The sequence below is a fragment of the Rhizomonospora bruguierae genome (assembly GCF_018397995.1).
Classification (GTDB): Bacteria; Actinomycetota; Actinomycetes; order Mycobacteriales; family Micromonosporaceae; genus Rhizomonospora; species Rhizomonospora bruguierae.
Window position 1 is genome coordinate 25,129 of record NZ_BBQH01000045.1, and the last position, 25,997, is coordinate 51,125.

General features: G+C 72.3%; 22 protein-coding genes and 1 pseudogene. 8 read left to right on the forward strand and 15 right to left on the reverse strand.

Going from position 1 to position 25,997, the window contains the following annotated elements; translation table 11 throughout:
* The gene (locus tag KJS59_RS21995) at positions 1–1,044 is read left to right on the forward strand and encodes an ornithine cyclodeaminase (protein ID WP_249714676.1); all 1,044 of its coding nucleotides are present in this window, start codon (positions 1–3) and stop codon (positions 1,042–1,044) included.
* 3 nt (positions 1,045–1,047) lie between these two features.
* Here KJS59_RS21995 and KJS59_RS22000 read toward each other — a convergent pair whose 3' ends face one another.
* Together KJS59_RS22000 and KJS59_RS22005 are read right to left on the reverse strand one after the other, a co-directional pair.
* Positions 1,048–2,091: a hypothetical protein gene (locus KJS59_RS22000; RefSeq protein WP_213454852.1), complete on the reverse strand. Its 1,044-nt coding sequence runs from the start codon at positions 2,089–2,091 to the stop codon at positions 1,048–1,050.
* A gap of 113 nt (positions 2,092–2,204) precedes the next feature.
* Positions 2,205–3,836, reverse strand: coding sequence for a condensation domain-containing protein (locus KJS59_RS22005; protein WP_213454853.1), 1,632 nt, complete (start codon positions 3,834–3,836; stop codon positions 2,205–2,207).
* 648 nt (positions 3,837–4,484) lie between these two features.
* Here KJS59_RS22005 and KJS59_RS22010 point away from each other — a divergent pair.
* A complete protein-coding gene (locus KJS59_RS22010; protein WP_213454854.1) occupies positions 4,485–6,962 on the forward strand; it encodes a non-ribosomal peptide synthetase in 2,478 nt (825 codons plus the stop codon).
* Positions 6,959–8,332 (forward strand): serine hydroxymethyltransferase, encoded by a 1,374-nt coding sequence (locus KJS59_RS22015; RefSeq protein WP_213454855.1) that lies wholly within the window; start codon positions 6,959–6,961, stop codon positions 8,330–8,332. The genes KJS59_RS22010 and KJS59_RS22015 overlap by 4 nt, the downstream gene beginning before the upstream one ends.
* A 10-nt stretch (positions 8,333–8,342) precedes the next feature.
* Here the strand turns inward: KJS59_RS22015 and KJS59_RS22020 are convergent, their stop codons facing one another.
* The 6 genes from KJS59_RS22020 to KJS59_RS22045 all read right to left on the reverse strand — a co-directional run bounded on the left by KJS59_RS22020 (position 8,343) and on the right by KJS59_RS22045 (position 14,619).
* Positions 8,343–9,701 (reverse strand): condensation domain-containing protein, encoded by a 1,359-nt coding sequence (locus KJS59_RS22020; RefSeq protein WP_213454856.1) that lies wholly within the window; start codon positions 9,699–9,701, stop codon positions 8,343–8,345.
* Complete coding sequence (locus KJS59_RS22025; RefSeq protein ID WP_213454857.1) at positions 9,694–10,032, reverse strand: phosphopantetheine-binding protein; 339 nt, start codon at positions 10,030–10,032, stop codon at positions 9,694–9,696. The genes KJS59_RS22020 and KJS59_RS22025 overlap by 8 nt, the downstream gene beginning before the upstream one ends.
* A gap of 148 nt (positions 10,033–10,180) precedes the next feature.
* On the reverse strand, positions 10,181–11,002 hold the full coding sequence (locus tag KJS59_RS22030; protein ID WP_213454858.1) for a thioesterase II family protein: 822 nt from the start codon (positions 11,000–11,002) through the stop codon (positions 10,181–10,183).
* A 55-nt stretch (positions 11,003–11,057) separates the two neighbouring features.
* Positions 11,058–12,368 carry a lysine N(6)-hydroxylase/L-ornithine N(5)-oxygenase family protein gene (locus KJS59_RS22035; RefSeq protein ID WP_213454859.1) on the reverse strand — a complete coding sequence of 437 codons (1,311 nt, stop codon included), beginning with the start codon at positions 12,366–12,368 and terminating at the stop codon, positions 11,058–11,060.
* Positions 12,369–12,443: 75 nt separating this feature from the next.
* Entirely contained in the window at positions 12,444–13,304 is an 861-nt protein-coding gene (locus KJS59_RS22040) for a hypothetical protein (protein WP_213454860.1), read from the reverse strand.
* A 13-nt stretch (positions 13,305–13,317) separates the two neighbouring features.
* A complete protein-coding gene (locus KJS59_RS22045; RefSeq protein WP_306345189.1) occupies positions 13,318–14,619 on the reverse strand; it encodes a trans-sulfuration enzyme family protein in 1,302 nt (433 codons plus the stop codon).
* A 224-nt stretch (positions 14,620–14,843) separates the two neighbouring features.
* Here KJS59_RS22045 and KJS59_RS22050 point away from each other — a divergent pair, with 224 nt between their 5' ends.
* Entirely contained in the window at positions 14,844–15,425 is a 582-nt protein-coding gene (locus KJS59_RS22050; RefSeq protein ID WP_249714677.1) for a DinB family protein, read from the forward strand.
* A 348-nt stretch (positions 15,426–15,773) separates the two neighbouring features.
* Here KJS59_RS22050 and KJS59_RS22055 read toward each other — a convergent pair whose 3' ends face one another.
* From KJS59_RS22055 to KJS59_RS22070, 4 genes are all read right to left on the reverse strand, one after another.
* The gene (locus KJS59_RS22055; protein WP_213454862.1) at positions 15,774–16,232 is read right to left on the reverse strand and encodes a DUF4231 domain-containing protein; all 459 of its coding nucleotides are present in this window, start codon (positions 16,230–16,232) and stop codon (positions 15,774–15,776) included.
* A 98-nt stretch (positions 16,233–16,330) separates the two neighbouring features.
* Positions 16,331–18,007: a glucuronyl esterase domain-containing protein gene (locus KJS59_RS22060; RefSeq protein ID WP_213454863.1), complete on the reverse strand. Its 1,677-nt coding sequence runs from the start codon at positions 18,005–18,007 to the stop codon at positions 16,331–16,333.
* A 391-nt stretch (positions 18,008–18,398) separates the two neighbouring features.
* Positions 18,399–19,895: a fibronectin type III domain-containing protein gene (locus KJS59_RS22065; RefSeq protein ID WP_213454864.1), complete on the reverse strand. Its 1,497-nt coding sequence runs from the start codon at positions 19,893–19,895 to the stop codon at positions 18,399–18,401.
* A 63-nt stretch (positions 19,896–19,958) separates the two neighbouring features.
* Positions 19,959–20,657 (reverse strand): putative quinol monooxygenase, encoded by a 699-nt coding sequence (locus KJS59_RS22070; protein WP_213454865.1) that lies wholly within the window; start codon positions 20,655–20,657, stop codon positions 19,959–19,961.
* A 411-nt stretch (positions 20,658–21,068) separates the two neighbouring features.
* Between KJS59_RS22070 and fdxA the strand changes: the two genes are divergently transcribed.
* From fdxA to KJS59_RS22090, 4 genes are all read left to right on the forward strand, one after another.
* Positions 21,069–21,413 (forward strand): ferredoxin, encoded by a 345-nt coding sequence (gene fdxA / locus KJS59_RS22075; protein WP_213454866.1) that lies wholly within the window; start codon positions 21,069–21,071, stop codon positions 21,411–21,413.
* A gap of 18 nt (positions 21,414–21,431) precedes the next feature.
* The gene (locus KJS59_RS22080) at positions 21,432–22,157 is read left to right on the forward strand and encodes a DsbA family oxidoreductase (RefSeq protein ID WP_213454867.1); all 726 of its coding nucleotides are present in this window, start codon (positions 21,432–21,434) and stop codon (positions 22,155–22,157) included.
* Between the two features lie 9 nt (positions 22,158–22,166).
* On the forward strand, positions 22,167–22,442 hold the full coding sequence (locus tag KJS59_RS22085; RefSeq protein WP_213454868.1) for a hypothetical protein: 276 nt from the start codon (positions 22,167–22,169) through the stop codon (positions 22,440–22,442).
* A 593-nt stretch (positions 22,443–23,035) separates the two neighbouring features.
* A complete protein-coding gene (locus KJS59_RS22090) occupies positions 23,036–23,803 on the forward strand; it encodes an SDR family NAD(P)-dependent oxidoreductase (RefSeq protein ID WP_213454869.1) in 768 nt (255 codons plus the stop codon).
* Between the two features lie 71 nt (positions 23,804–23,874).
* Here the strand turns inward: KJS59_RS22090 and gap are convergent, their stop codons facing one another.
* The 3 genes and pseudogenes from gap to KJS59_RS22105 all read right to left on the reverse strand — a co-directional run.
* Positions 23,875–24,888, reverse strand: coding sequence for a type I glyceraldehyde-3-phosphate dehydrogenase (gene gap / locus KJS59_RS22095; RefSeq protein ID WP_213454870.1), 1,014 nt, complete (start codon positions 24,886–24,888; stop codon positions 23,875–23,877).
* Positions 24,889–24,996: 108 nt separating this feature from the next.
* Positions 24,997–25,647: a TetR/AcrR family transcriptional regulator gene (locus tag KJS59_RS22100; RefSeq protein WP_213454871.1), complete on the reverse strand. Its 651-nt coding sequence runs from the start codon at positions 25,645–25,647 to the stop codon at positions 24,997–24,999.
* Positions 25,648–25,661: 14 nt separating this feature from the next.
* Positions 25,662–25,997 (reverse strand): annotated as a pseudogene (locus KJS59_RS22105) (hypothetical protein); the annotation flags it as partial.

Below are 25,997 nucleotides of genomic sequence, written 5' to 3' on the forward strand. Positions count from 1 at the left end.
GTGCGGGTCGTGCCCTCCACCCAGGCGCCCGCCGATGCGCTGCTGTACCTGTCCGCGGCCGAGGTCGCCGAGCTCGTCAAGGCGATCGACCCGGTCGAGGTGGTCGCCGGCGCGTTCCTCGCGCTGCGCGACGGCCGGGCCGGGATCACTCCGGAGGCGGCGCTGCGCTGGACCGCGGCCGACGGCACCGCCGCGCGCAGCCTGATCCTGCCGGCCCGGTACGCCGGCGCGTACGGCTGCAAGATCATCAATGCCTGTATCGGCAATCCGGACCGCGGCCTGCCCCGGGCGCACGGGCTGATCGTGCTGGCCGACCCGGACACCGCCGCGCCGGCCGGCATCCTGGAGGGCGGGCTGATCAGCGCGCTGCGCACCGCCGCGGTGTCGACGGTGGCGCTGCGCGCCGTCCGGGAACTCGGCGCGGTCCGGCACCTGGCGCTGCTGGGCTGCGGCCGGCAGGCCCGTACCCACCTGGAGCTGCTGGCCGCCCGGACCCGGCTGGCCACGGTGACGGTGTACGACGCCGTCCCCGAGCGGGCGGCGGCGTTCGCCCGGGCGGCCGGCGCGCTGGTGCCGGCCGCCGGGGTCACCGTGGCGGACAGCGCCCGCGCCGCGGTGTCGACCGCCGAGGTGAGCATCGCCGCGACCACGACCACGTCGCCGTACGTGCCGCTCGAGTGGCTGCCGCGGGACGCGGTGTTCCTCAACGTCTCGCTGGACGACGCCACCGAGGAGTTGCTGCTCGGCTGCGGGTACCTGGTCGTGGACGACTGGGCACTGGTCCGCGAGGACGAGACCCGCCTGCTGGGCCGGCTGGCCCGGGCCGGCCGGGTCAGCGGTCCGGGCGTGCCGGCGCCACCCGGGGGCCGGGCCGTCGACGCCGAGCTGGCCACGCTGGTCGCGGGCAGCGGGCCGGGCCCGACCGGCTCGGCCGGCCCGGTGGTGGTCAACCCGTTCGGCATGGGCATCCACGACATCGCCATCGGCGCCGGGGTCTACGCCGCGGCCCTGGAACGCGGGGCCGGCACCTGGCTCCCCCGTTAGTCGCTACGTCCTGGCCGTGCGCCGCGGCTGGGGATCGCGCAGCGAGGTTGGAGAGAGGAACGGCTGGAGCGGGCCGTCGTCGACGATCTCCGGGGACCGCCGGGCCATTCCGGCGAGCAGGTCGGCGACCTGGACCCGCGGATCGTCCCGGGAGTCGACCATCACCAACCCGGCCAGGGGTGAGATCCCGGCCGGCGGCGGGCCGCTCCCATCGGCATCGACGGGCGGCGGGGAGCCGGCGGCCAGCACCTGCTGGAGGCGGCGCAACCGGCCGGCCGTGAGGGCGCTCTGCTCGTCGTGGGTCACCAGCACCGGTCGCTGTCCCCCGCCGCTCCAGAACAGCACGGTCTCGGCCAGCGCCGGCAGCATCGGCTCCAGCGGTGGCGGGATCGACCGGTCGTCGGCGAACAGCCTGGCCAGCACCGCCTGCACCCGGGCGCGGCCGAGACCGCCGAGGACATCGTCGGCCGGCGCGCCGAGCCGGGCCCGTAGCAGCGCATCCCGCGCCTGGAAGAACCGTTCCAGGGCCAGGGGATCCGGCCGGCGCCGCCGTTTGGTCCGGACCAGCTCGACGAAGGCGGCGAGGAAGACGCCCCAGTCGGGACCGGCCACGCGCCCGGCGCGGTACAGGGCGAGGGCGGCCGGGCGCTGGTCCCGGGTCAGGCGGGTACCGGCCGCGTACGACGGCTCGGCCAGCAGCAGGTCGACGATCCGGGTGGCGAGGAAATACCGCTTGTCGACCAGCTGGACGTGCGCCCGGCCGCGCAGCGCCGCCAGGAGCCACTCCAGGGCCTCGCCCGCCGCCGGGTTGCGGAGGAACCGCCCGGACTTGAACTCGTTCGGCGAGAACCGGAACCCGGACCGCAGCGCCGTGATCAGCTCGACCGCCGCACCGATGCGCAGGTCGACGCTCGCGTGCGTGACCAGCGGGCTGGTCGGATCGAGCAGATTGGTGCCGGAGAACCCGGACTCGTCACACGCGATCTCCACGACGGCGCCGGCCACCGTACCCACCGGTGGCAGCCCGCCCTGGAGCGGAGACCTCATACGCGATTCCTTAGCGCGTCCGGCGCCGGGCCTCAGCCGTCACTACGCATCGCGACCCGCCCAGCACCCCGCACTGTACCCCGAGGCGGGCGCGGTACGAGCCGGACGACCCGTCACGGCGCCGCCAGGAGGGCTGTGGCAGTGGCCCGTACGGCCGTCGTGATCGCGTCGAGCAACTCGGCGGCCAACTCCTTGGCGGTCGTCGCGGTCTGGTACCGCAGCTCGAACAGCAGCGCGCCCTCGATGAGCACGACGGTGAGGACGAAGGCGCACGCGGGGGCCACGACCGAGGAGCCGAGCACGCCGGATTCGTACGGCGCGAACACGAGGCCGCCGGCCGGCGCCACGGCGTCGATCTCGTTCTGGGCGACGAGCATCGCGTCGAAGGCCGGACCCGCGTCCGGGTGCCGGTGGTGGAGCTCGGCGAGCAGCTCCTCGAACGGCAACCTCTGGTTTTCGAACGCGTCGATGCACACCTCGCGGGCCTGCCGGCTGACCACGACCGGGTCGGTGTCGGCAAGCCGCATGCGCAGCACGATGGTGTTGGCGAAGAGCCCCACGACCTCGTCCATGCCCGGCCCGACGCGGTTGGCGAGCGCCGTGGCGACGCGGATGTCGTCCTGGCCGCTCCACGCCCGCAGCGTCGCCGCGTACGCCCCGAGCACGAGCATGAAATCCGTCATCCCGTGCTTGCGCGCCGCGGCGCTGACCGCGCGCATGTCGTCGGCCGACAGCTTCGCGCTGGTCGCCGCCGACCGCATGCGCTGCACGAACGACGCCGTGCCCAGCTCGGCGAAGCGGGAGTTCGGGCCGTCGGCGAGCCTCGGAAAGGGCGGGCTGAGCCGGTCGAGCCAGAACTCCCGCTGCCGTGCCGCCTCGGCGGTGGTCAGCCACTCGGCCAGTTCCTCGGCGAGCCTGCCGCTGCCGAGCGGGATCGGCCGGGGCGCGGGTGCGCCGCCGGCGGCGATCTCCCGGTAGAGCCGGGCGGCCTCGGACTGGAGCACCGTCAGCGACTGGCCGTCGCACACGATGTGGTGCACGCTCATGAACAACACGTGCCGGTCGGCGGCGATCCGGTGCACCACGACGCGCATGAGCGGCGCCCGGTCCAGCGGCAACGCCTCCCGCCCCGCGACGGCCATGCGCCTCTCACAGCTGCGGACCGGGTCCCGGTCGGCCGTGTGGTCCTCGACCTCGACGGTGACCTCCACGTGCGGTTCCACCACCTGCACGGGACCCTCGCCGACATCCTCAAACCGGGTACGCAGCGCCTCGTGCCGGGTCACCAACTCCGCGAAGACCCGCTCGAGAACGGCGAGATCGAGCGGCCCGTCAACGCGCAACGCGCCGGCCACGATGAACAACCCAACGTCGGGCAGGCGGCTGGCGACCGTCCACATCTGGCATTGCGCGCGGGAGAGCGAGTAGCGGCGGGCCACCGACCCGGACGCGGTCGGCACCTCGGCGGCGGCCGCCGGGGCCGGGGCCGAGGCCGGCGGGGCCGAGGCGGCGGCGAGGGCGTTCGCCAGGCCGGCGATCGTGGGCGCGGACATGAAAAGACGCATCGACACGGTGCCGTGCCGGGCGCGGAGCCGGCTCACCACCCGCATAGCGGCCAGTGAATCCCCGCCCGCGTCGAAGAACGGCGTCGTCGCGTCGATGTCCGGGATACCCAGGACCTCGGTCCAGACCTCGCGGACGCTCGCCTCCAGCGACGGCTTCGCCAGCAGGTCGGCATCCGTCATATCATCCCCCGTCCGATGAGCCGACAGAATACTCGGAGTTCACCTGGTCAATGGTGCGCGAGAATGATGGGAAAATACGCCGTGAACAACGGGCCGCTTCGGCCGTCGCCAGATAGCGCTACTCCTCCTCGTAAACTGCGAGGAGGAGCACTCGTACCCGGGTCTCGGTCATAGGGAAGAGCCTTGCCGACGGCGGCCGGCCACGCCGGTACCGCGAGCCTCCGGCCAGATCAGCACCACCTCCCGCGAAGAGGCCAGTTAGAGCTGGATCTATCCCCAATTGACTTCAAGCTAGATGTGGCCATCGGTGGCTGTCAAGGCTCCCCAACGGGTTGGGTAACCGGTTCCGTCGACTCCAGCAACCAAACGACCAGCTCCGAGCGCCCGTGGATACTCCACAATAGAGTTCCGCTTCCCGCAACCGATCACGCTGGCACGCACCGCGCAGGCGGCCCGGTACCCGTCGGCGGACCCACCCAAGGCCATCCGAAAACCTCGTCTTCAGCCGGTTGCCGCCTCAACTCCGACAGCATATCGTTGCGATGTCGTCACGCCCATAACCTCCACATGAGACACCGCCGATAAACGGTCCGATGTTGCCAGGGCGGGTGACGAAACAGCAGGTCGCCCCGGACGGGAGAACACAGCATGTCCGACCCGGAACAGCCCGTGGCGCGGCTGGCCGATGCGAAGGGGAAAAACGAGCTACCCGCGCTGCCGATCCAGGACGAGGACTACGCCGCCCGGCAGCGGGAGCGAGCCGGCGAGCCGTTTCTGGAGAACCAACTCGCGTACTGGCGGCGGCAGCTCGACGGTCTAGAACCGCTGGACCTCCCGACGGATCGCGCCCGCCCGTCGAGCCGGCCGCGGCGCGGTGGGCGGCGGCAGGCCGAGCTACCCGCCGAGCTGATTTCCGCGCTGCGGGCGCTGGGCCGGGTCGAAGGCGCGTCGCTGTTCATGACCATGCTCGCGGCCGTCCAGGTGATGCTCGCCCGGTACGCCGACACGGAGGACGTCGCCGTCGGGGTCGCCGCCCCGGCACGGGAGCGGCCCGAGGTGCAGGGGTCGAGCAGCCCCGTCCCGAACACCGTCATACTCCGCGGTGACCTCTCCGGGCAGCCCACCTTCCGCGACCTCCTGCGGCGCACCCGGACGACCGCACAGGCCGCCTTCGCCAACGCGGAGCTGCCGTTCGACCTGCTGGTGCGGGAGCTGAGCCCCGCCGGGGACGCCGCGCGTCCGCCGCTGTTCCCGGTCTTCTTCGGCGTGGCGGAGGGCGCCGAGTCGATGCCCGGGTTCGACGCGCCACCGGGGGAAGCCGTCGCCCCGGCCGGCCAGCCGGCCCGGGCCGACATCCGGTTCACCGTACGCGTGGGCGCCGGCACCGAGGGCGCCACAGTGGACGTCGCCGTCAGCGCGGACCTCTTCGACGCCGGCACCATCGACCTGATGCTCGGTCACTACCGGACGCTGCTCGAAGCCGCGGTCCGCGAGCCGGACCGACCGGTCACCACGCTTGCGATGCTCACCGACCGGGAGTGGCGGACCATCGTCGAGTGGAACGACACCGCTCGCCGGTTTCCCGCGGAGTCCTGCCTCCACCAGCTCTTCGAGTCGCACACCGGGCACGGTGACGCGCCGGCCGTGGTGTGCGGGCAGCGGGTGCTGAGCCGGGCCGAGCTGGAAGCGTCCGCGAACCGGCTGGCCCACCGGCTGCGCGAACTCGGCGTGGGGCCGGAGACGATCGTCGGGGTGTGCCTGGGGCGGTCGCCCGAGCTGGTTGTCGCGATCCTCGGCGTCCTGAAGGCCGGCGGGGCCTACCTGCCGCTGGACCCGGACTACCCGCCGCAGCGGCTGCGGCTCATGCTCGCCGACGCGGGGTGCGTGGCGGTCGTCACCGAACAGGCCCAGCGGTCCGTTCTCGCCGACGCCGGAGCCCCGCTGCTGTGCCTGGATACCGAGCGGCTCGACGGGTATCCGACGCACCGGCCGGAGGTGGCGGTGCGGCCGGAGAACCTGGCGTACGTCATCTACACCTCCGGTTCCACCGGCGACCCGAAGGGCATCGCGCTGCAACACCACGGCGCGGTCAACAACTTCACCGACTTCAACGACCGGTTCGGCATCGGCCCCGGCGACAGCGTGCTCTGCGTGTCGTCGCCGAGCTTCGACATGTCCGTGTACGACATCCTCGGCATGCTGGGCGCCGGCGGGCGGGTGATCCTGCCGGAACCGGAGCTGGTACGCGACCCGCCCGCGTGGGCGAACCTGCTGCGCGACCACGAGGTGACCGTCTGGCATTCGGCACCGGCCCTGCTTGAGCTGCTGCTGGAGTACGTCGAGCTGGACGGCGCCGCCGCGCCACGGCACCTGCGCCTGGCGCTGCTCGGCGGGGACTGGATCCCGGTCAACCTGGCCGACCGGCTGTGGCGGGTCGCGCCGGCGGCGCGGTTCATCAGCCTCGGCGGCGCCACCGAGGCGTCCATGGACTCGACCATCTTCCCGGTCGAGCGGGTCGACCCCGGCTGGACGAGTGTCCCTTATGGACGACCGATGGCCAACCAGCGGGTCTACGTGCTCGACCGCCACCTGCAGCCGGTACCGGTGGGCATACCGGGAGAGCTCTACCTGGCGGGCACCGGGCTGGCCCGCGGCTACCTGAACCGGCCCGAGCTCACCGCCGAGCGGTTCGTGTGGCACACCTTCCACGATGGCCGCACCGAGCGGCTCTACCAGACGGGGGACATGGCCAGATACCGTCCGGACGGCGTGCTGGAGCTGCTGGGCCGCCGGGACTTCCAGGTGAAGATTCACGGACTGCGGATCGAGCTGGGCGAGATCGAGGCCACCCTGCGGCGGCACGAGGCCATCGCCAAGGCAGTCGTCGTGGCGCCCGGGGCGCGGGGGCGCACCCGGCTGGCCGCCTTCGTCACCCGGTCCGGCGAAGGCGAGGTCGCAGAGACGGAGCTGCGCAAGTGGCTCGGGGAGCTGCTGCCCGCCCACATGGTGCCGCGCACGATCACGGCGCTGGACCGGCTGCCCACCACACCGAACGGCAAGGTGGACCGCAAAGCCCTGCTGTCCGCGCAGGCGGCCCCGGTGCGACCCGGCGGTGAGCGGCGATGAACGGGTTCACGGAAGCGCCCTTGACGAACATCATGGCGACCGGCCTCGACCGGCTCCGCGGCGACGACCCCGAACTGTACGACGTCCTGGTACGCGAACTCGACCGGCAGAGCACCGTGCTGTCCCTGGTGGCCTCGTCGAGCGTGGTGGATCCATCCGTCCTGGCCAGCCTGGCCTCGGTCGCGGTGAACGTGACCGCCGAGGGGTACCCGGGGCGCCGGTACCACGCCGGCTGCGAGGTCGTCGACGACATCGAGCAGCTCGCCATCGACCGGGCCAGAAGGACGTTCGGCGCCCGCTACGCGAACGTCCAGTCCCACTCGGCGACCAACGCCAACTACACGGTCCTGTCCGCCCTGCTGCGGCCCGGCGACCCGGTGCTCGGGATGGAACTGGAGCACGGCGGGCACCTCACCCACGGCAGTCCCGCGGCGTACGCCGGCCAGTACTTCCGGGTGGTCGGGTACGGCCTCACGGACGAGGGCCTGATCGACTACGACCAGGTGCACCGGCTGGCGACCGGGCACCGCCCGCGCGTCATCATCTGCGGTGCCACGGCGTACCCGCGCAGCATCGACTTCGCCCGCTTCCGCCAGATCGCCGACGAGGTCGGGGCCTACCTGCTGGCGGACATCTCGCACACCGCCGGACTGGTGGCCACCGGCCTGCATCCGAGCCCGATCGACCACGCGCACATCACGACGACCTGTACCCACAAGCAGCTCTTCGGACCGCGGGGCGGCCTGATCCTGTCCGGACGCGACCACGATGCCCCGGCGCCCCGGGGCAGGGGCACGCTGGCCGACTTCCTCCAGCGCGCGGTGTTCCCGTTCTCCCAGGGCGCGCCGGCGCTCAACACGATCGCCGCCAAGGCGAGGGCCCTGGACATGGTGACGACGGCCGAGTTCCGGGCGGTGGCGGAGCGCATCGTGGAGATCGGCGGCGTCCTCGCCGAGACGCTCGCCGGGCTCGGCTACCGGCTGGTCTCCGGTGGCACGGACAACCACATCGTGCTGGTCGACCTCTCGCCGAAGGGGATGACCGGGTTCGTCGCGGAGCAGGCGCTGGAGGAGTGCGGAATCGTCGTCAACAAGAACCGGGTCCCTCGGGACCCGACGCCGGCCTTCGTCACCGGCGGCATCAGGATCGGCACGAACAGCGCCGCGCGGCGGGGACTGGGGCGGGAGGACGCCCGCTACTGCGCCGAGCTGATCGATCAGGTGCTCCGGTCCGTCGAGGTGCACGGGGAGCGCGGCTACCGGGTACCGCCAAGCGTCCGCATGAGCGTGCGGGCACGGGTAGCGGACCTGTGTGCGCGCCGCCCCGTCCCCGGCTACCCGGCCGCGGAGTTGGCCAGCAGCGGCCGGTGAAAGCGCGGCGCTAGGTTCGCCGCGCGGCGCGCAGCACGTCGGCCAGTGACCACGGGCGGTGTGGCTCGCGGGTGGCCGCGTCGAGGAGCGCGGCCAGCCGGTCGGTCAGCTGGCGAGCGGCGTGGTGGGTGTACCGGTCGCTGGCGTAGTCCAGGAAACCCTGGTAGCCGGTGCGGCCGGCCACCAGGGTGAGCAACAGGTCGTACTTTGCCACGCCGGACGGCACGTGCAGGCGCTCGGCGGTGATACCGGGCAGGTCCAGTCCGGCATTGTCGTCGTCCAGCACCAGGACGGTACGGGCCAGCGCCGGTGCGCCGGCACCGGGCCGGCGCAGCTGCCGGGCCAACTCGGCGGTGGGGATGTCCCGGTGCGTCATCGCCTCGGCCGCCACCCGCTTGACCTGGTGGGCCAGCTCGGCGAACGGCTGCCCCGGATCCACCCGCAGGCGCAGCGGCAGCACCTGGCCCAGATAGGCGACCATCCGGTCCAGCTCCGCCGACCCGCGGCGGGACACCGGGGTACCCACCAGCACCTCGGGCGACCCGGTGCCGTCCGCCAGCAGCGCCCCGGTCGCTGCGGCGATCAGCGTGAAGGGCGTCACCCGCAGGGCCTTGCAGGCGGCCCGGATACGCCGGCCGGCCGCCGGTTCGAGTTGGAACCGCAGCTGCGCGCCGCCCGGCACGGGCTGCTCGGGCCGGTCGGGTGGCAGCGAGCGGGCGGCGTCCGCCGGCAGGCCCGCGAGCTGGCGCCGCCAGTAGGCGGGGGCCGCCGGGTCGGGCCCGGCCTGGCGCTGCGCCCGCGCGTACCGGCCCGGCTGCGGTGCCGCCGCCAGCGCGGCCGGCCGGCCCGCGAGCCAGGCCCGATAGCACTCCCCGAACTCCTGCTCCAGCACGTGTAGCGCCCAGTCATCGGCCACGATGTGGTGCACCTGGACAACCAGCACGACGTCCTGGCCCGCCACATCCAGCAGGGTGCCCCGGATCGGAGCGACCGCCAGGTCCAGCGGCCGGCGGACGAGCGACCGCAGCTCGGCGTCCAGCTCGGCGGCCGGGCACGGCCGGCGCGCCAGGCCCGGCATGCCGTCCGCCGGCAGCACCTGCTGCACCAGATCCTCTCCGGCCAGCACGTAGCGGGTCCGCAGCCCCTCGTGCCGGCGCACCAGCTCCCGGTACGCCCAGTCCACGCCGCGCCGGTCGACCTGCCCGGTCAACCGGTACACCCACGACTCCAGGTACCGCGACGGCCCGTCGTGCAGCGCGTCGTCCAGCCAGATCGACTCCTGCTCGACGGTCATCGGGTAGGTGGCCGTCGCGGTCACGGCGATCACCGGGGGCGCGGCCACCGCACCGACCGGTGAGGGATCAGCCATGCACTCCCCCGGCGTTGCCCGTCGGTGCCGGCCGGGCGGCGGCCCGGCCCTCGCCGTCGGCCCCGGCCGCGGTCAACCGCTGGACGAAGTCGGCCAGCACGTCGTTGTCGAACAGCCAGACCGGCAGCGCCTGGACGCCGGTCAACCGGTGGATCCGGGCGCAGATCCGGACCGCCTGCAACGACGTGGTGCCGAAGTCGTAGTAACTGTCGGTGCGCCCGACGCGGTCCACTCCCAACACCTCCGCCGAGATGCCGGCCACCGCCTGTTCCAGCTCGCCCTCGGGGGCGGCGTAGTCGGTATCCACGAAGTCTTCGCGCTGCTCGGTCATGCCGTCTCCGTTCCGCCCGCCGGCGCGAGGCCGCCGTGGCCCGTCTCCTCCAGCACCGCGCGCAGCCGCCGGGGGACCCCGGTCGGCAGCGTGTTTCGTCCAACGGTGTCTCGACCACTTTCCGGCGCTGCGCGTGGGACGGTCGGGATCACTGCCCCGCCTCCTGCGGCGCCGGGCCGCCCGCCGCGCGGTCGGGCGCCGGCGCCCCGGGCACCGCCTGCTCCCGCAGCGCGGCGGCGATCGTGGCGTGCACCCGCGGTGCGTGGTCGAATATCGCGAAGTGGCCGCCATCGAGCAGGTGCAGGGCGAAACCGCCGGTGGTCTGTTCCTTCCAGGCGGCCATCAGCTCCTCGCCGGCGCCCGGATCGCTACGGCCGACAACGGCGGTGATCGGGATGTTCAGCGGCGTGTCCGGCTCGAAGGTGTAGCACTCGTTGACCGCGAAGTCGGCGACCAGCAGCGGCTGCTTCCACCTCAGCAACTCGTGGTCGGACAGGATCGCCTCCGGGGTGCCCTCCAGCCGACGCAGGAATGCCGCCAGTTCCGGCGGCGACAGCCCGGCCAGCTCACTGCGCGCCAGTGGATGCTGCGGCGCGGGCCGGCCGCAGACGAACAGGTGCACCGGCGGCGGGCCGCCGATGCGCAGCAGCTCGCGGGTGACCTCGAAGGCGCACAGCGCACCGGTGCTGTGCCCGAGAATGGCGTACGGCGACCGTACCGAGGTGCTGATCTCGGCGGCCAACTCCCGCACCAGCGGGCCGACCCGGGTGAATGGCGGCTCCGCGCGGCGCCCTTCCCGCCCCGGGGGTTGGCCCGGGCAGACCCGGACGGGCTCGGGCATGCCCCTCCCCCAGTCGCGGAACACCGCGGCACCCGCGCCGGCGTGGGGAAGCGTCAGCAGCCGCACCGGCGCCTCGGGCCGGGTGCCGAAGGGAAACCACCGACTGCGGGCGCTGACCGTCGCCGTCATGAAACCTCCGAACGGTTGGCAGGGCTCCCCGGCCAGGTTCTGTAGCTCGTCGTGCTTATGCGATCCCCTGCTTGCGCAACCCGTCCCGGATCGTCGCGGAACGCAGGGACAGCAGGCTGAACGAGCCGGCGTCCCCGATGCCGTGCGTCGACTCGCACAGCCCGTTGAGAAACAGCGGCGGCGTGCCGTCCACCCGCGGCCGCAACGAGTAGTCGGCCTCGACGATCAGATAGCCATCGGCATCGAACTGGAAGCCGTCGATCACTCCGCCCAGCAGCGCGGGATACGGCTCCTGGTGCGGATGCGGCCCCAGATCGCGGAAGCCGGTCGCCAGAACCACCAGGTCCGCGCGGTCGGTCACCACGTCCTTGGTGTGCACCTCTTCGGCCTCGAAGGACACCCCGGCGTCATCCACCTCGACGGCGCGGACCTCGGTGTTGCGGTGCACGAAGACTCGCTGGTCCCCGTCCAGGCGCTGCTCGTAGATCAGTGCATAGAGCGCGTGCAGGACGTCGGCGTCGCTCGACGAATAGTTCGTGGGCCGCAGGTACGCGTCGAGCGCCGCCTTGCCCGACCGGGTCGCCTTGAAGTAGTAGTCGGTGAACTCGGGGAAGAATCCCTCCTCGCTGAACGGGCTGGTGTCCTTGAGCCGCAAGCCGTACTGGCGCACGTAGTTGACGATGCGGGCGCGGGGGAACCGGCTCGCGAGATCGAGGACGATCTCGACCGCGCTCTGGCTGCCGCCGATGACGGCGATCGACTCGGGGGCCCGCGCCAGGTTCTGGACGGTGGGCAGGTAGCTCGTCAGGTGGCAGACGCGCGGCGAGTCGAGCTTGTCGAAGGGATCGGGCACGAGCGGTGTACGCCCGGTACCCAGCACCAGCGCCCGGCCGCGGTGGCGTGAACCGTCCGAGCAGGTCACGACATACCCGGGCGCGCCGTCAACATCGGCTATCGCGATCCCGGTTACCCGTGCACCAAACTCGACCTGCGCCCGGAACTGGTTGGTCGCCCACTGGATGTACTGCGCATATTCCTTGCGTAACGGGAACTCCAGCGGCAGGTTGAGGTGCTCGACGAGCCTGCCCACTTCGAACAGGTAGTTGAGGAAACTGTAGTGGCTGCGGGGATTGCGCAGGGTGGCGAGATCGCGGGATGGATGGTTCTGGATATTGGAACCGTCCAGCAGCATGCCACCCTGCCATACCGGATCCCGCTGGGCTTCGAGGAAGAAGGCGGTCGTGCGCGGTGAATCCTCCCGCATCGCAATCGCGAGGGACAGGTTGGCCGGACCGAAGCCGACACCGAGCAGGTCGACACACGCGGACGCCGGTTCGGCGCTCCGGCCGCTCCCGGGAGCGGTCATGATCCCTGCTCGATGGGCGCGATTCTCGCGGGGCCCACGCTCGGGACCGCCGGCCGCGCCGTGTCTCGTCGCTCGTCATCCCGCCTGCGCATGGTTCCCCCGTCTCCCGCATTGACCGGCGATCAGTGCCGGATCCACCCGCATCTCCTCGTAGCACTGGAGCCACTTCTCCACGTCGTGGGTCAGGCCCGCGGCCGAGATCAACGCATTCTCCCGCGCCCAGTCGACCTCGCCCCGGGGCTGGATCCCCGTGCTGCCCAGGACCTTTCGGTAGAACGGGTCGTCGGCCCGCCGGGCCTCACTCATCAACGCACCCACCTCGGGCGAGCACAGCTGCAAACCGGGGCGCGGTGCCCACGCCTGCAGACCGGCCGCGGACGGCAGTCCGATCGCTGCGATCAGCGCGGCCGTCACGCCGGCCGGATCGGCCCGGAGGTCATCGGAATCGACCAGCAGATAAGGGATGTCCCGTTGGCGGCAGAACTCCACCTGCTCGTGCAACGACTGCCACCCACTTTCGAAGGGTGGAAACGTCTCTGCCCGGTAGAGTTCCCGCACGATGCGCAGCCGGGATGTGGTCGACAGCCGAGGATCGCACATCACGAAGATCAGTGGCGCGGTCGTGAGGCTGGCCAGGAGGTCGAACTGGGCGGTGCTGAGCTGAAAGCTCATCTCCTTGACCAGCAAGCCGCTTCCCCACGGCACGTCGGCAATCGAGACCCGATTACCCGTGTCAATCTCCATGGGGTTGTACAGGCAGCTCTCCACCGACTCCGCACCCTGGTTTCCCCAGTAGCACGCTTCGAAGGGTTCGTGGCAGTGGTGGGTCATCGCCGGGTGCTGCCACAGCAGCCGGGCCACGGCGGTGGACCCGGTACGCGGTGGCGATACCAGGGCTACCCGCGTCTTGTACGTCTTGGCCAGCTCAGCTTTCATGCCGCTCCCACACTCATCGCTCGTCCAGCGCCTGAGTCAGGTCCGCAATGATGTCGTCGAGGTGTTCCAGGCCGACGCTCAACCTGACCATGTCGGCGGGCACCGGGGCCGACTCGGGGCCGGATTCCGCAACCTGCTTGTGGGTGCCGATCGCGGGAATCGTCGCGGTGCTCTTGACCTGACCGAGGTTGTTCGCCCGCCAGATGAGGTTGAGCCGATCCAGAAACTCGCGCGCGGCGCGGACGCCGCCGACCGGCCGGAAGCAGAGCAGGAAGCCGAACCTGTTCACCGCTTCCCGGCCGTTCACGTCGCTGTCGACAAGCCACATGTCGCGCTTGGCGATGCCGTGCGAACGGTGGGTCGGCAATCCCGGATAGAAGACCTCCGCGACGCGGTCCGAGGCCGCGAGATGCTGGGCGACGCTGAGCGCGTTGGCGGACATGGTATCCACCCTTCCGCGCAGCTCCCGAATATCCGACAGCAGCGTCCACGCGTTGAAGGGACTCAGGACGCTGCCCATATCCCGGATGGGCCCGCTGCGCAGGTAGCCGGCGAAATCCGCGGTCAGTTCGGACGGTTGCGCTCGGGCCTGGATGTCGTGTCGGGCGATGACCGCTCCCCCCATGCTGCGGCCACTGGCTCCGGCCGCCTTGGTGAGCGACTGGACCACGACGTCGGCGCCGAGTGCCAGCGGGCGCATCAGGGCGGGTGTCGCCAGCGTCGAGTCAATGATGAGCGGTATCCGCGCCTGACCGGCCAGGGCCGCCAGGGCCGGTATGTCCACCAGCTGGACCATGGGGTTCGAAGGGGACTCCGCATAGAGGAAGCGGGTGTCCTCATCGATGCATCGTTCCCATTCGCTGACCGACAGCGGATCGCGGACCCAGCGGACGGCGACGTCCCGTTCCGCCCCGTAACGCTTATTGAAGATCATTACGGTGGAACCGTACAGCGCCGGCGAGGCGACGATGTTGGGTTTGGCGCCCGCGGCCGCCGAGAGAAACGGCATCGTGGCCAGCGTCACCGCCGCCATCCCGGTCGTGGTGACGGCAGCGCTCACCTCGGCATCGACCCGATAGCCTTCGAGCGCCGCGACGGTGGCCTCCAGGTACCCGACCGTCGGGTTGCCCCGCCGGGAATACACCCAGGCGTCGCACTCACCCGCGGCGGCGGCACGCATCGCTTCCGCCGACTCGAAGTGTTGGGCGGTCGCCAAGTAGGCGGGCTCGCTGAGCGAGCCGAGGTGATTCGCCGACTCAGCGTGATCGTAGGACCCACGGACGGCCAAGGTGGTGAAGCGGGAACGCCTCACCACGGCGGCTCGGCTTCTACACTGGCCAGCCCTATGCGCACGAGTGGTTCCTTCCTATCCCAGCAACGCTGTGGACCGATGGCCTTCGTGGCACCAATCGACGCAAACCAAATTCAATCACCATGAGCCTTTCCGCGCAAGGTCGCGGCTCGTCGCAGATGATCATGTTCAAGGGGTCGTTGTCAATACCTTGTCGGCCACCACGCGCATCCCCGATAATCGCGGGCGTGGCTACGACCCGACGTGCCGACATGTTCACCGAGGACGGCAAGCCGTCCGACGACGACCCACGCGAGAGCCGGCTGAAGCTGGGCGACGAGCGCGTCACCCTGGTCGAATCCCTGCGCTGCCAACGCCTCACGCTGGAGATGAAGTGCGCGGGTCTGGACGCGGAGGCGATGGCCCGACGCTCCGTCGAACCGTCCACGATGTCGCTGCTGGGGCTCGTGCGGCACCTGGCCGAGGGAGAGCGCGGGGCCTTCCGGATCATGATGGCTGGTCAGGACGTGCCCCCGCTGTTCTGCTCCGACACCGACCGCGACGCCGACTTCGACGGCGCCGTCGCCGACCCACAGGTGGTCCGGCAGGCGTGGGAGGCGTGGCGTACCGAGGTGGACTTCGCCACGCGGTTCGTGGCCGAGGCACCCAGCCTCGACATCACCGGCGACGATCCCCTGAACCGGCACGGCAGCGGCGGCGGGCAGATGTCGCTGCGCGAGGTACTGGTCGGCATGATCGAGGAGTACGCCCGCCACATGGGCCACATCGACCTGCTACGCGAACGGATCGACGGGCGGGTAGGCCAGTGACGAACCGGGTAGCGGCGGGAAGCACCACCACCCTCGCCACGACGGCACCGGCGCCGGCTGCGCTCGGCGTCCCGCTCGGTGACGGCCATCAGTCGTACAGTCGAATGCCCGGGGGCCGGACGCGACCGTAGGATCAGCGGGACCGCGCCCACCAGCGCCTTCGATCAGCAGCCCACCCCTGGCGCCCTCCACGCGTACGTCATGAAACTGTCATGAATCGGTGGCGGGCATGCCATGATACGGCCGCAGACTGTGCGGCGGGTCGCACGTCGGGTCAGCGGCGTGCCACCCACGGCAGCGGTGGGCGGGCGCACCGGTTCGGGCCCCGCCCACCGGCGCCGACGCGGTTCACGCACCGCCGCCGTCCGTTGGAGCCAGGCCCGCAGCCGCGCGGCGGCGGGAACCCCACTGTTTGGTGTCCGCGGACTTCACCGCCTCGGCCGCCCGGACCAGCAGCACCGCGCGATCGGGTCCGTCATACGGGGCGGCGCCGACCGCGAAGAGCGCGAGTTCGGTCTCCAGGGCCAGCCGCACCCGCGTGAAGGCCAGCCAGTTCTCGTGCCACTGGTACAGCCCGCGGATGCCGGTCAGCACGACGATCCCGGCGCCCAGCACGGCCGCGACCGCGCCGCCCAGCCTCAGCGCCGCGGCCAGCGGGACCGCCGCACCGAGCACGATCACGCCCAACTCCGTCACGCGGTGCCCGAGCCGGGCCCGGCCCGCCTGCCGGGCGTACCAGTCGCGCAGGTCGGTCGCCGTGCTCAGCGCGACGGCGGCGGGGTCGGCCGGAGCGGATGCGTTCGCCACGCCGCCCAATGTACGTTCCGGGCGGCGCGAGCCCGGCCACAGCGGACGGTGTGGTGGCCCGGTGCGCGGGCTCGCGTCCGCGCACCGGGCCGCCGGCCCTACCTGGCCGAGCAGGTGGGGTTGATGTTCGTGGCGTTTCCGTTGGCCTGGAAGCCGAACTCCGTCGACTGCCCGGCCGCGATGCCGCCGTTGTAACTGACGTTGCTGAACTGGACCGCGCCGCTGTTCGCGCTGGAATTGGCGTTCCAGACGTTCACGATGGACGTGCCCGAGGGCAGCGTGAGGCTGACCGTCCACCCGCTGACCGGCGAGGAGCCCGCGGTGACCCGCACGGTGGCGACGAAGCCGCCGGTCCACGTCTGCAGCGACACCGAGGCCGAGCAACCGCCGGCGGGCGGCGGGTTCGTCGGCGGGTTGGTCGGCGGGTTCGTCGTCGGCGGCGTGGTCGGCGGATTCGTCGTCGGCGGGGTGGTCGTGGGCGGCGTGGTCGTGGGCGGCGTGGTCGGCGGCGTGGTCGGGCCGTCGGTCAGGACCGGTGTGGTCCAGTCCCGCCACTGGGACAGGTTCCCGGACTTCTTGCTGGAGACCCGGAACGTCCCGGCGGAGTTGCCCGACTTCAGCAGGAACTTCTGGAGGTTCTGCTGAAGCGGGGTCCGCCACTCCGACCGGACGGCGCAGTGGGTGCCGTCCTGGATGTCGGACCAGTAGGTGATGTTGTCACCCGCGCCGAGCGCCTTGTACACCTCGGCACCGGCCAGGGCCGACACGCTCCCCGACTGGGCGGCCAGCCAGTCGATGTGCGGGTTCTCCATGATGAACAGGCCGCGCGGCGCGATCATGGCGACCGTCTCGTGCTGGTCCACCGGCAGCGAGTTCGGGTTGCCGGTGAACGAGCTGAAGGCGTCGCCGAGCCAGGGCTGCTCGCTGTAGGCGCTGCTCAGCGGCTGGGAACCGCTCTCGCCCGCGATCGAGCGGAAGGCCGGGACGCCGCCGCTGCCGGACTCGACCGGCATGGTCAGCGCGATGCGCTGGTCGAACGCGCCGATCGCGAAGGCGCCCTTGCCGTACCGGGAGCAGCCGGTGACGCCCATCGCGTCGGCCCGGAGGATGTTGCCGCCGGACTGCTCGATGACATCGATGATCCGGCTGGCGCCCCAGGCCCAGGCGGCGAGCAGCCCGGTGCCGCTGGTGGCGCCGTAGATCGTGTAGAACGCGCCCTGCTTGTTGTTGCGGGCGGTGCCCTCCTTGCCCACCGCGAGCGGGTCGTAGCTGATGGTGGCGACGCCGGCGCCCCTGATGGTGCTGGTGTCGGCCCCGAGCCCGCCCACGACGATGACGGCCGGGAAGGGTCCGTTGCCGCTCGGCAGCTGGACGCTCGCCGAGAAGCTCGCGTTCCGGCCGTTCTGCGACACGTTCACGGTGATGGAGGAGTTGGAGACCGTACCCGTGACGCTCGCCGGCTTGGCCGGCTTCTCGCCGTAGACGTACCTCTCCTCCTGCTTCTTGATCTCCTCCCGGCGGCACCGCCAGTCGGACTTGCTGGTGATGCGGGTGCCGTTGATCCGCTTGAAGGGGTCGGGCAGCCGGGAGTTGGACGCCGTGGAGCCCGGGTCGTTCACCGGGCAGTCGGCGCCGTCGTCCTCGACGCCCGCGGCGGCGGCCTGGGCGATCGGGGTTCTGGCCACCCCCTCGACCGCTCCGACGACCGCGAGCGCCAGCACCGCGAACAGCACGACCGCCGAGCGGATCTTGGAGTGACCCGATCTAGTGATCACTAAGGCTCTCCCTTCCGGTAGAGAGATGGAAATTCCTGGGCCGATGGGAGCCATGATCGTGATTGATGATCATGGATGTTGAGTATGATAAGTTTCAAGCATTGCATTGGAACGTGTCAATGCGGCGATCGTCGGGGAGGCTCTTTTCGCTGGTCAGGCCGCAGTTGTTGGGGCCGCGCGATGAACGGAACCGGGTCCGACGCCCCCGGGGTGGCGTCGTGCCCCGGTCGGATCCGGCGCCGGCCGGTGCTGCCGCAACGCACCGGGATCGCGCACCGGGTCGACGCCATGTTTCGGAAAACTTCCGACAGCACCCCGGACGCACCCACCAAACGGGACAGGGTCGGCAGCCACGCTGCCGGCCCTGTCCCCGACCGATGACCGGCCCCGATCAGGGCGGCGGGATGAACGGGACGGTGAACACGAGCTGGTTGCTCGGCGCGGACTCGTTCCCGGCGGCGTCGACCGCGACCACGGCGACGGCGTGGGTGGGGCCGCTCCGCAGGCGCAGGGTCACGCCGGTACCCGCCGCCTCGGCCAGGACGGTCGCCCCCTCGTACAGGCGGTAGCCGGTGACCGGATCGGCGCTCGCCGGCTGGGACCACGAGAGCGTGATGGTGCCGGTGAAGTCGCCCTGCGGCGTGCTCGACACCAGCCACAGGCCGCTCGGCGCGCTGGGCCGCTCGGCCGGGCCCACCGGCGTGGTGACCGTCACCGGCGCGCTCAACTCCGACGGGCCGCACACCCCGGTCTGCGCGACCACGGCGTAGGTGCCGGTGTCGCCGGACGGCAGCCCGGTGAGCATCGCGGAGGCCACCCGGGTGGTGACCACCGGGCGCGGCGCGTCCGGACCGAGCCGGTACACGGTGAAGGAGGTCGCCTGGTACGGCTGTATCCAGGTCAGTGCCACCGAGGAGGGCGACTGCGCGGTCGCGATGAGCGCCTCCGGCGGGTTGACCGCGGACGGGTACACAGTGGCGTCCGGGCAGGGCTGGGTGGTGCCGCGGACGGGCCCGGTATGCCCCGACTCGCCGCCGGCGGTGCCCAGGGCGGCCACGGTGAACTCGTGCGACGTGTCCCGCCACAGGCCGCGGACCACCACCGCGGGCGTCGCGCTGGTCGCGACCCGGGTGCCACCCTCGTAGACGGCGTAGCCGGCGGCCTGCGGGACGCGGGGCCAGCTGAGCGCGATCGAGGTCGCGGTGCGGGCGCCGACCGTCACCTCACCGGGCGCCGGTGGGCGCGCCGCCGGCCCGTTCGGCGTGCTGACGGTGATCGCCTCGCCGGGGTGCAGCCCGCCCACGCAGTCCCGGCGCGCGACCTGGAAGCTGTGCGTCGACGCGGGCGCGAGCCCGCCGACGCGGGCCGAGTCCAGATTGGTGTCCTGCGTCGGCACGCCGTCCACCAGCACCACCAGGGTGCCGGCCTGGTCGTAGGACGGCTGCTCGTTGGACCAGGTGAGCGAGACCGCCGACGCGGTCACCTCGACGGCGGCCAGCCCGCTCGGCGGGGTCATGCCGCAGGCGAACGGCCCGCCGATGAACACCCGCCGGGTGGTCGGCGCGCTGGGCGCGGATTCCCGGCCGAGCGCGTCCACGGCGGTCACCTGGTACGTGTGGGTGGTGTTGAAGGCGAGGTCGGGGATGGTCGCGTTGGTGGTGGTGTTGCGGGCGACCACCGCGCCGGCCTCGTAGACCCGGAACGAGGTCGGGCGGCTGCCGGTGGCCGGCTGCCGCCAGGTCAGCCCGACCGACGACGAGCCGTTCGTCGCGACCAGGCCGGTCGGGGTCGCCGGTTCGGCACCGCCGGCGGCCGCGGGTGAGGCGGCCCAGGTCAGCAGGGTGATGACGGCCGCCAGCAGGGTCGCGGGCCGGATACGGTGCCGCATTCTGCCCCTCTCAACATCGACAACTACCGATGTTCTGGGTGCAGACTACCGCCTCGGGCGCCGCTACGGACCACCCGGTGAACTCAGCATCGTCATCGTGTGCGCCGCCCACGGCACGGCCAGGCGCGGGTCGACCTCGCCGCGCACGTACCGGTGGAACGCCGCCGTGTTCAGGTGCGCGTCGAGCGCGTCCTGGTCGGTCCAGTTCTCGTAGAAGAACAGCACGGTCGGCTGCTCCCGCGACTGGTAGAGGTCGTAGCCGAGGCAGCCCGGTTCGGCCCGGGTCGGCTCGACCATCGCGAGGTGGGCGCGGGCGACGGCGATGACCTCCGTGGGCTTGACGGTGAAGAACGGCACCAGCGTGACCTGCGCCGGAGAGCCGGCCCGGGGGCGCCGCCGCCCGCCGTCCGGCGGTGGGGCCGACAGCGGCCGGGCGTAGCTGAGCACGGGCGGGGCGACCAGGTCCGGCTCCCGGTCGCTGAGCATCGCGCGGACCTCCGCGGTGGCCATGTGCGCGTCGAAAGCGGCCTGGTCCGCCCAGTTGGCCAGCACGTAGAACACGCCGGGGCTGGTCTTCAGCCGGTGCACGTCGTACCCGAGGTTGCCCGGCTCCGCCCGCGCGGGTCCCACCAACCGCAGCAGCGCATCACAGACCACGGACTCCCGGCCGGGCCGCGCGACGAGTTGCGAGAGCACGGTGACCTGCTGCGGCGCGGGCGAGGGCAGCGCGCCGTCCTGCCCGGCTGTTTCGGCGGCGGTCATGGGTCTCCTTCCGGGAGTGGACCAGGGGCCGGTTCCCGGCAGATCCCGGCGCTAACTCCCCCGCTCACCCCTTCCGGTCTCCCCCGCTCACCCCTTCCGGTGACAGCCGCGCACGGCTCCCGGGCGCTGGCGGCACCGGCTCGCCCGCCGGTCGCCCGCCCTCGCGCCCGGACGTCGTGGGCGGCACCGGCGGCCACCGCCGGGGTGGCCACTGTGGATGACGGTGACCGGCCCGGCGGCGGCGACCACCACACCCGCTCAGTCCCACCATGGCCGGCGCCTACGCGTCGGCCGGTCGCCCGGCGGCGCGGCCGTTCTGGCCGCGCACCCACCCGGCGGATGCAGCGCAGGTCACCCTCGCCCGCGCGCCCGACCGTATATACGATGGCGTTAGTAAAAATGGAGGACGCCATGACATACGTCATCGCCGAGCCGTGCATCGACGTGATCGACCGCGCGTGCGTCGAGGAGTGCCCGGTCGACTGCATCTACGAAGGTGGCCGGGCGCTCTACATCCAACCGGACGAGTGCGTCGACTGCGGCGCGTGCGAGCCCGTCTGCCCCGTCGAAGCGATCTTCTACGAGGACGACGTGCCGGACCGGTGGTCGCGGTTCACCGAGGACAACGCGCGCTTCTTCACCGAGCCGCTGCCCGGCGCCGACGCCGCACTGGGTGCGCCGGGCGGTGCCGCCAAGGTCGGCCGGCTGGGTGTGGACACCCCGCTGGTGGCCGGGTATCCCGAACCATCCGCGTAACGGACCGGGGAGGGCGTCGTGGGTGTGATCGTCTACGGGGACTTCAACTGCCCGTACTCGTACCTGGCCAGCCAACGGGTGGACATGCTGCGGCGGGTCGGCGTCGAGGTCGACTGGCGGGCCGTCGAGCATGATCCGGGGCTGTCGATGACCGGCACGCCGTCCGCCGGTGCCGCCGCCCGGTCCGGGCAGAACCCGGCCGCGATCGCCCTGCCGGCACCGCCGGCGGAGCACCGGCCGGACGCGGCCCCGCCACTGGTCAGCAACACGCTGGCGGCCGTCTCGGCGTACGCCGAGGCGGTCACCGACGGCGTGCAGCACGAGGTGCGCCGCGCGCTGTTCGACGCCATCTGGCTGGACGGACGGCACCTCAGCGGCGCCTACGACGTCCGCGCGCTGGTCGCCGCGATCACCTACCCGCCGTACCCGATCGCGCCGTACCTGATCTCACCGGAGCTGCCGCCGCCGGGCTACGGCGACCCCGGCACGCTGCGCATCACGCGCATGCTCGGCGGCACGGTGGCGCCGAACGGGATACCCCTGACCACCACCGGTTGGCGCCGCGTGCGGAGGTGGCGCGACGACTGGCTCGCCGTCGCCGGGAACACCGTCCCGGTCGCGGTCGCGCCCGATGGTGCCGCCTACCGGGGTATCCAGGCGCTGGCGTACCTGGCCGACCTGCTTGACGGTTCGGCCGGTGGCGCAACCCCACCTCCGGCACCCGCGGCCCTCGCCGCCGTGTAGCCGGCGAGAATGGCGGACGTGGAGGTCTCGGTGGAGTCGGTGGCCCGCGCGTTACGCCGGGTCCGCCCGGGTGCCTATCGGATCGGCGATGCGGACGGCGCGGTCACGGTCACCCTGGCGCTGCGGGTCAGTGCCGGCGGTCGGCGCAACGCCGCCGAGCGGATCGTCGCCGCGCTGGCCGGCAGCGGCCTGGCGCTGGCGGGCGAGGACCCCGTCCAGGCGCTGGCCGACGGCGGCCGGCTGGCCGTACGGCGGCACCCCGTTTTTCCTAACGAACTCGGCTAAACTCCCGGCGCCGGTGGCGGTGGATGGCTGGGTCGGTGTAACGCGGACGGACACAGTTTCGCTACTCCAGAGTCGACATGTGGATCGGCCCCTGCCGTGGCCGTTCCATGCTCCCGATTCGCCCCCTACCACCCCCATCTCACGCACGTGCACATTTGCGCGCTACCCCCGGAGGAGTTCCGTGCCACAGCGTCGGCGCGCCCGGTCAGCGGTCGTCTCGCTCGCCGCGATCCGCTGGCCGGGCCGGCGTCCAGGGGCGAAGGTCCCGTGGAGTCGGGCCCGGCGCCCCGTGGCCGGAGGTGGTTGAGGCGACGAGACTGATTCCTGCGGCGCTCGCTCGGACCGGCGGGCCGCGGCACCGGCAGCGTGGTACAGGGTGGCCCTCCCAAGCCGCCAGACCCACGGTCGTCAGGACCGGCACCGGTGACGCGGTCAACGAACGGTCGGTCCGGACGAGCGCCGTGACCATCCCCCTGGTGTCGCCACGGGCCGGTCCTTCGGCCCGTGGCGGCGTGACCGCCGGCCCTCCCCCCGCCACCGGAGTTGATCAAAGGTGGAGGTGACGGATCGGGCGCGGAGGGAGATGGACGACGATGTCCGAACACATCACCGGTAGGTACGAGGGCAAGGTGGCGCTGGTGACCGGCGCGGGTTCCGGGATCGGCCGGGCCGTGGTGCTGCGACTGGCGACCGAAGGGGCCAGCGTGGTCGGCTGCGACGTGGACGCGGACGGGCTGGCCGGCACCGGCAAGCTGCTCAGCGACCGGGGCCAGCACGCGAATCTGGTGACCGCCGACGTCACCAGTCAGTCCGATATGGATGGTCTGGTGGCGGCGCTGCCCGGCGGCCGGATCGACCTGCTGGCCAACGTGGCCGGAATCATGGACTACTTCCTGCCGGTCACCGAGCTGGACGACGAGACGTGGGACCGCGTGCTGGCGGTCAACCTGACCGGGCCGATGCGCCTGTGCCGGGCGGTCCTGCCGCTGATGCGGGCGGCCGGCGGCGGCGCGGTGGTCAACGTGTCGTCGATCGGCGGGCTGACCGGCTCGGTGGCCGGCTCGGCGTACGTGGCGGCCAAGCACGGCCTGATCGGGCTGACCCGGTCCGTCGCGTTCCTCTACGCCGAGGACGGCATCCGGACCACGGCCGTGTGCCCCGGCGGCGTGGCGACGAACATCGGCCGGACCGCGGTCCCGCGCGTGCCGTGGGCGTTCGGGCGGCTGGAGAAGTCGTTCGGGCGGGCGGTCCGCACCGCCGACCCGGACGAGATCGCCACCCTGGTCGCGTGGCTGGGCTCGGACGAGGCGGTCAACGTCAACGGCGCGGTCATCACGTCGGACGGCGGCTTCACGAGCTGACCCAGGCACGAAGGGGCGGGGCGCCGGGCCGGGCGCCCCGCCCCTTCGCATCCGGCTAGATTTCCCGGGCGTCAGCGCTCGGCGAGCAGCGCGCTCAGGTCGACGAGCCGGTTGCTGTAGCCCCACTCGTTGTCGTACCAGCCGAACACCTTCACCAGCCCGCCCTCCGACTGGGTGAGCGCGGCGTCGAACACGCACGACGCCGGGTCGCCGACGATGTCCCGCGACACCACCGGCCGGTCGGTGTAGCGCAGCACGCCCGCGAGGCGGCCGTCGCCCGCCGCCGCGGCGAACGCCTGGTTGATCTCGGCGGCCGCCGCCGGCCGGGCCAGTTGGCAGGTCAGGTCGACGATCGAGCCGTTCTCGACCGGGACGCGCAGCGCGACCCCGGCCAGCTTGCCGGCGACCGAGGGCAGCACCAGGCCGATGGCCCGCGCCGCGCCGGTGCTGGTCGGGATGATGTTCACGGCCGCGGCCCGGGCCCGGCGCAGGTCCTTGTGCGGGCCGTCGAGCACCATCTGGTCGTTCGTGTACGCGTGCACCGTGGTGAGGTAGCCGCGCTCGATGCCGAACGCCTCGTCGAGCACCCGCACCATCGGCGCGGCACAGTTGGTGGTGCACGAGGCCGCCGAGAGGATCTGGTGCTGGACCGGGTCGTACGCGTCCTCGTTCACGCCCAGCACGATCGTCGCGTCGACGCCCTTGCCGGGGGCGGAGACGAGCACCCGCCGCGCGCCGGCCTTCAGGTGGGCCGCGGCGGCCTCCCGCGACCGCAGCCGCCCGGTCGACTCGATCACCAGGTCGACGCCGAGGGCGGCCCACGGCAGTCGCTCCGGCTCCGGCTCGGCCGACGCCGCGATCCGGTGTCCAGCCACGACGATCGCCGACTCCTCGGCCGTCACCTCGGCGGCGAGCCGGCCGAACGTGGAGTCGTAGGCGAGCAGGTGCGCCAGGGTGGCCGGGGCGCACAGGTCATTGACGCCGACCACTTCGAAGCCCGCGCCCAGCAGGCCCCGATCCAGCAGGCAGCGCAGGTAGTCGCGGCCGATCCGGCCGAATCCGTTGATCGCGATCCGGTAACTCATCATCGCCTCCACACGTCGATCTTCATTTCCAGCGTGGGCCGGCGGGCGGCGGGCGAGCAGTGCCGGAAGTCCCGCCGGGCGAGGGCGGAGCGCCCTAACGGGTGGGCTTCAGCCCTGTGCGCGGCCCGGGAGGACGTGCGCGATGACGTCGTGCACCAGGCTCGGCGGGATGGGCCGGTGCGCCACGAAGCGGTGGTAGAAGAACGGGGCGGTCAGCAGGTCGGTGACGACCTCCGGGTCGAGGCCATCGGGCAGGTGGCCGCGCCCGCGGGCACGGGCGAGCACGGCGAGCATCGGCTCCCGGCGGCGCCGGGTCAGGTCGGCGTGCAGGGACGCCAGCGTGGGGTCCCGTTCGGCGGCGTCGATGAACGCGGCGAGCAGGCGCGGGAACGGCGTGTGCTCGACCAGCGCGACGAAGGCGGTGAGCAGCCGCGCCACGTCGTCCTGCACCCGGCCGGTGTTGGGCACCGGGAGCGGCTGGAACGTGGCGTCCATCGCGTCCACCAGGAGGGCGCTCACGCTCGGCCAGCGCCGGTAGACGGTGGCCTTGCTCGCCCCGGCCCGGCGGGCGACGGCCGCCATGGTGAAGCCGGGCAGCCCGTCCTCGTCGAGGACCTGGAGCGCGGCTCGCGATACCCGCTTCAACATGATCGGCACCGCCGCCTCGGCCGCCGCCGCGCGCCAGCCCGCCACCGGCCTGATCGCTCCCCTCGCCTTCGCGGGGCTGACCATGCTCTCCTGGGCGCTTCGCCCGCCCACGCGCCGGCTGTAGGTCAGGTTCGGGCGGTCACCGTCACGCAGCAGCGTTCCGGCCCCGGGTCGAGGCGCGCGCGCAACTCACCGGGGCAGGTGCGGTCGATGACGCCGTCGATGAGGTCCAGGTTCATCCCGCAGACCAGATCGGGGTACGCCGCGGCGAGACGGTGGAACGGGCAGTTGGCCAGGACCAGGCTCCCGGCGCCGGCGGCGGCGCTCCCGCCAGCGGCGCTCCCGGCGCTGGCGGCGACCTCGGCGACGGCGCTCTCGGCGACGGCACTGGCGATGGCCTCGGCGGCGGCGCTCTCGGCGGCGCTGGCGGCGGCGGCGCTCTCGGCGGCGCTGGCGGCGGC

What these genes read in the sequence shown, in the direction of transcription:
- KJS59_RS22020 (WP_213454856.1), bottom strand. Translation starts at nt 9,701, where the DNA reads ATGGCTGATCCCTCACCGGTCGGTGCGGTGGCCGCGCCCCCGGTGATC.
- KJS59_RS22070 (WP_213454865.1), bottom strand. Translation starts at nt 20,657, where the DNA reads ATGACCGCCGCCGAAACAGCCGGGCAGGACGGCGCGCTGCCCTCGCCC.
- KJS59_RS22065 (WP_213454864.1), bottom strand. Translation starts at nt 19,895, where the DNA reads ATGCGGCACCGTATCCGGCCCGCGACCCTGCTGGCGGCCGTCATCACC.
- KJS59_RS22085 (WP_213454868.1), top strand. Translation starts at nt 22,167, where the DNA reads ATGGCGGACGTGGAGGTCTCGGTGGAGTCGGTGGCCCGCGCGTTACGC.
- KJS59_RS22090 (WP_213454869.1), top strand. Translation starts at nt 23,036, where the DNA reads ATGTCCGAACACATCACCGGTAGGTACGAGGGCAAGGTGGCGCTGGTG.
- KJS59_RS22040 (WP_213454860.1), bottom strand. Translation starts at nt 13,304, where the DNA reads ATGAAAGCTGAGCTGGCCAAGACGTACAAGACGCGGGTAGCCCTGGTA.
- gap (WP_213454870.1), bottom strand. Translation starts at nt 24,888, where the DNA reads ATGAGTTACCGGATCGCGATCAACGGATTCGGCCGGATCGGCCGCGAC.
- KJS59_RS22035 (WP_213454859.1), bottom strand. Translation starts at nt 12,368, where the DNA reads ATGACCGCTCCCGGGAGCGGCCGGAGCGCCGAACCGGCGTCCGCGTGT.
- KJS59_RS22000 (WP_213454852.1), bottom strand. Translation starts at nt 2,091, where the DNA reads ATGAGGTCTCCGCTCCAGGGCGGGCTGCCACCGGTGGGTACGGTGGCC.
- KJS59_RS22015 (WP_213454855.1), top strand. Translation starts at nt 6,959, where the DNA reads ATGAACGGGTTCACGGAAGCGCCCTTGACGAACATCATGGCGACCGGC.
- KJS59_RS22010 (WP_213454854.1), top strand. Translation starts at nt 4,485, where the DNA reads ATGTCCGACCCGGAACAGCCCGTGGCGCGGCTGGCCGATGCGAAGGGG.
- KJS59_RS22005 (WP_213454853.1), bottom strand. Translation starts at nt 3,836, where the DNA reads ATGACGGATGCCGACCTGCTGGCGAAGCCGTCGCTGGAGGCGAGCGTC.
- KJS59_RS22025 (WP_213454857.1), bottom strand. Translation starts at nt 10,032, where the DNA reads ATGACCGAGCAGCGCGAAGACTTCGTGGATACCGACTACGCCGCCCCC.
- fdxA (WP_213454866.1), top strand. Translation starts at nt 21,069, where the DNA reads ATGACATACGTCATCGCCGAGCCGTGCATCGACGTGATCGACCGCGCG.
- KJS59_RS22030 (WP_213454858.1), bottom strand. Translation starts at nt 11,002, where the DNA reads ATGACGGCGACGGTCAGCGCCCGCAGTCGGTGGTTTCCCTTCGGCACC.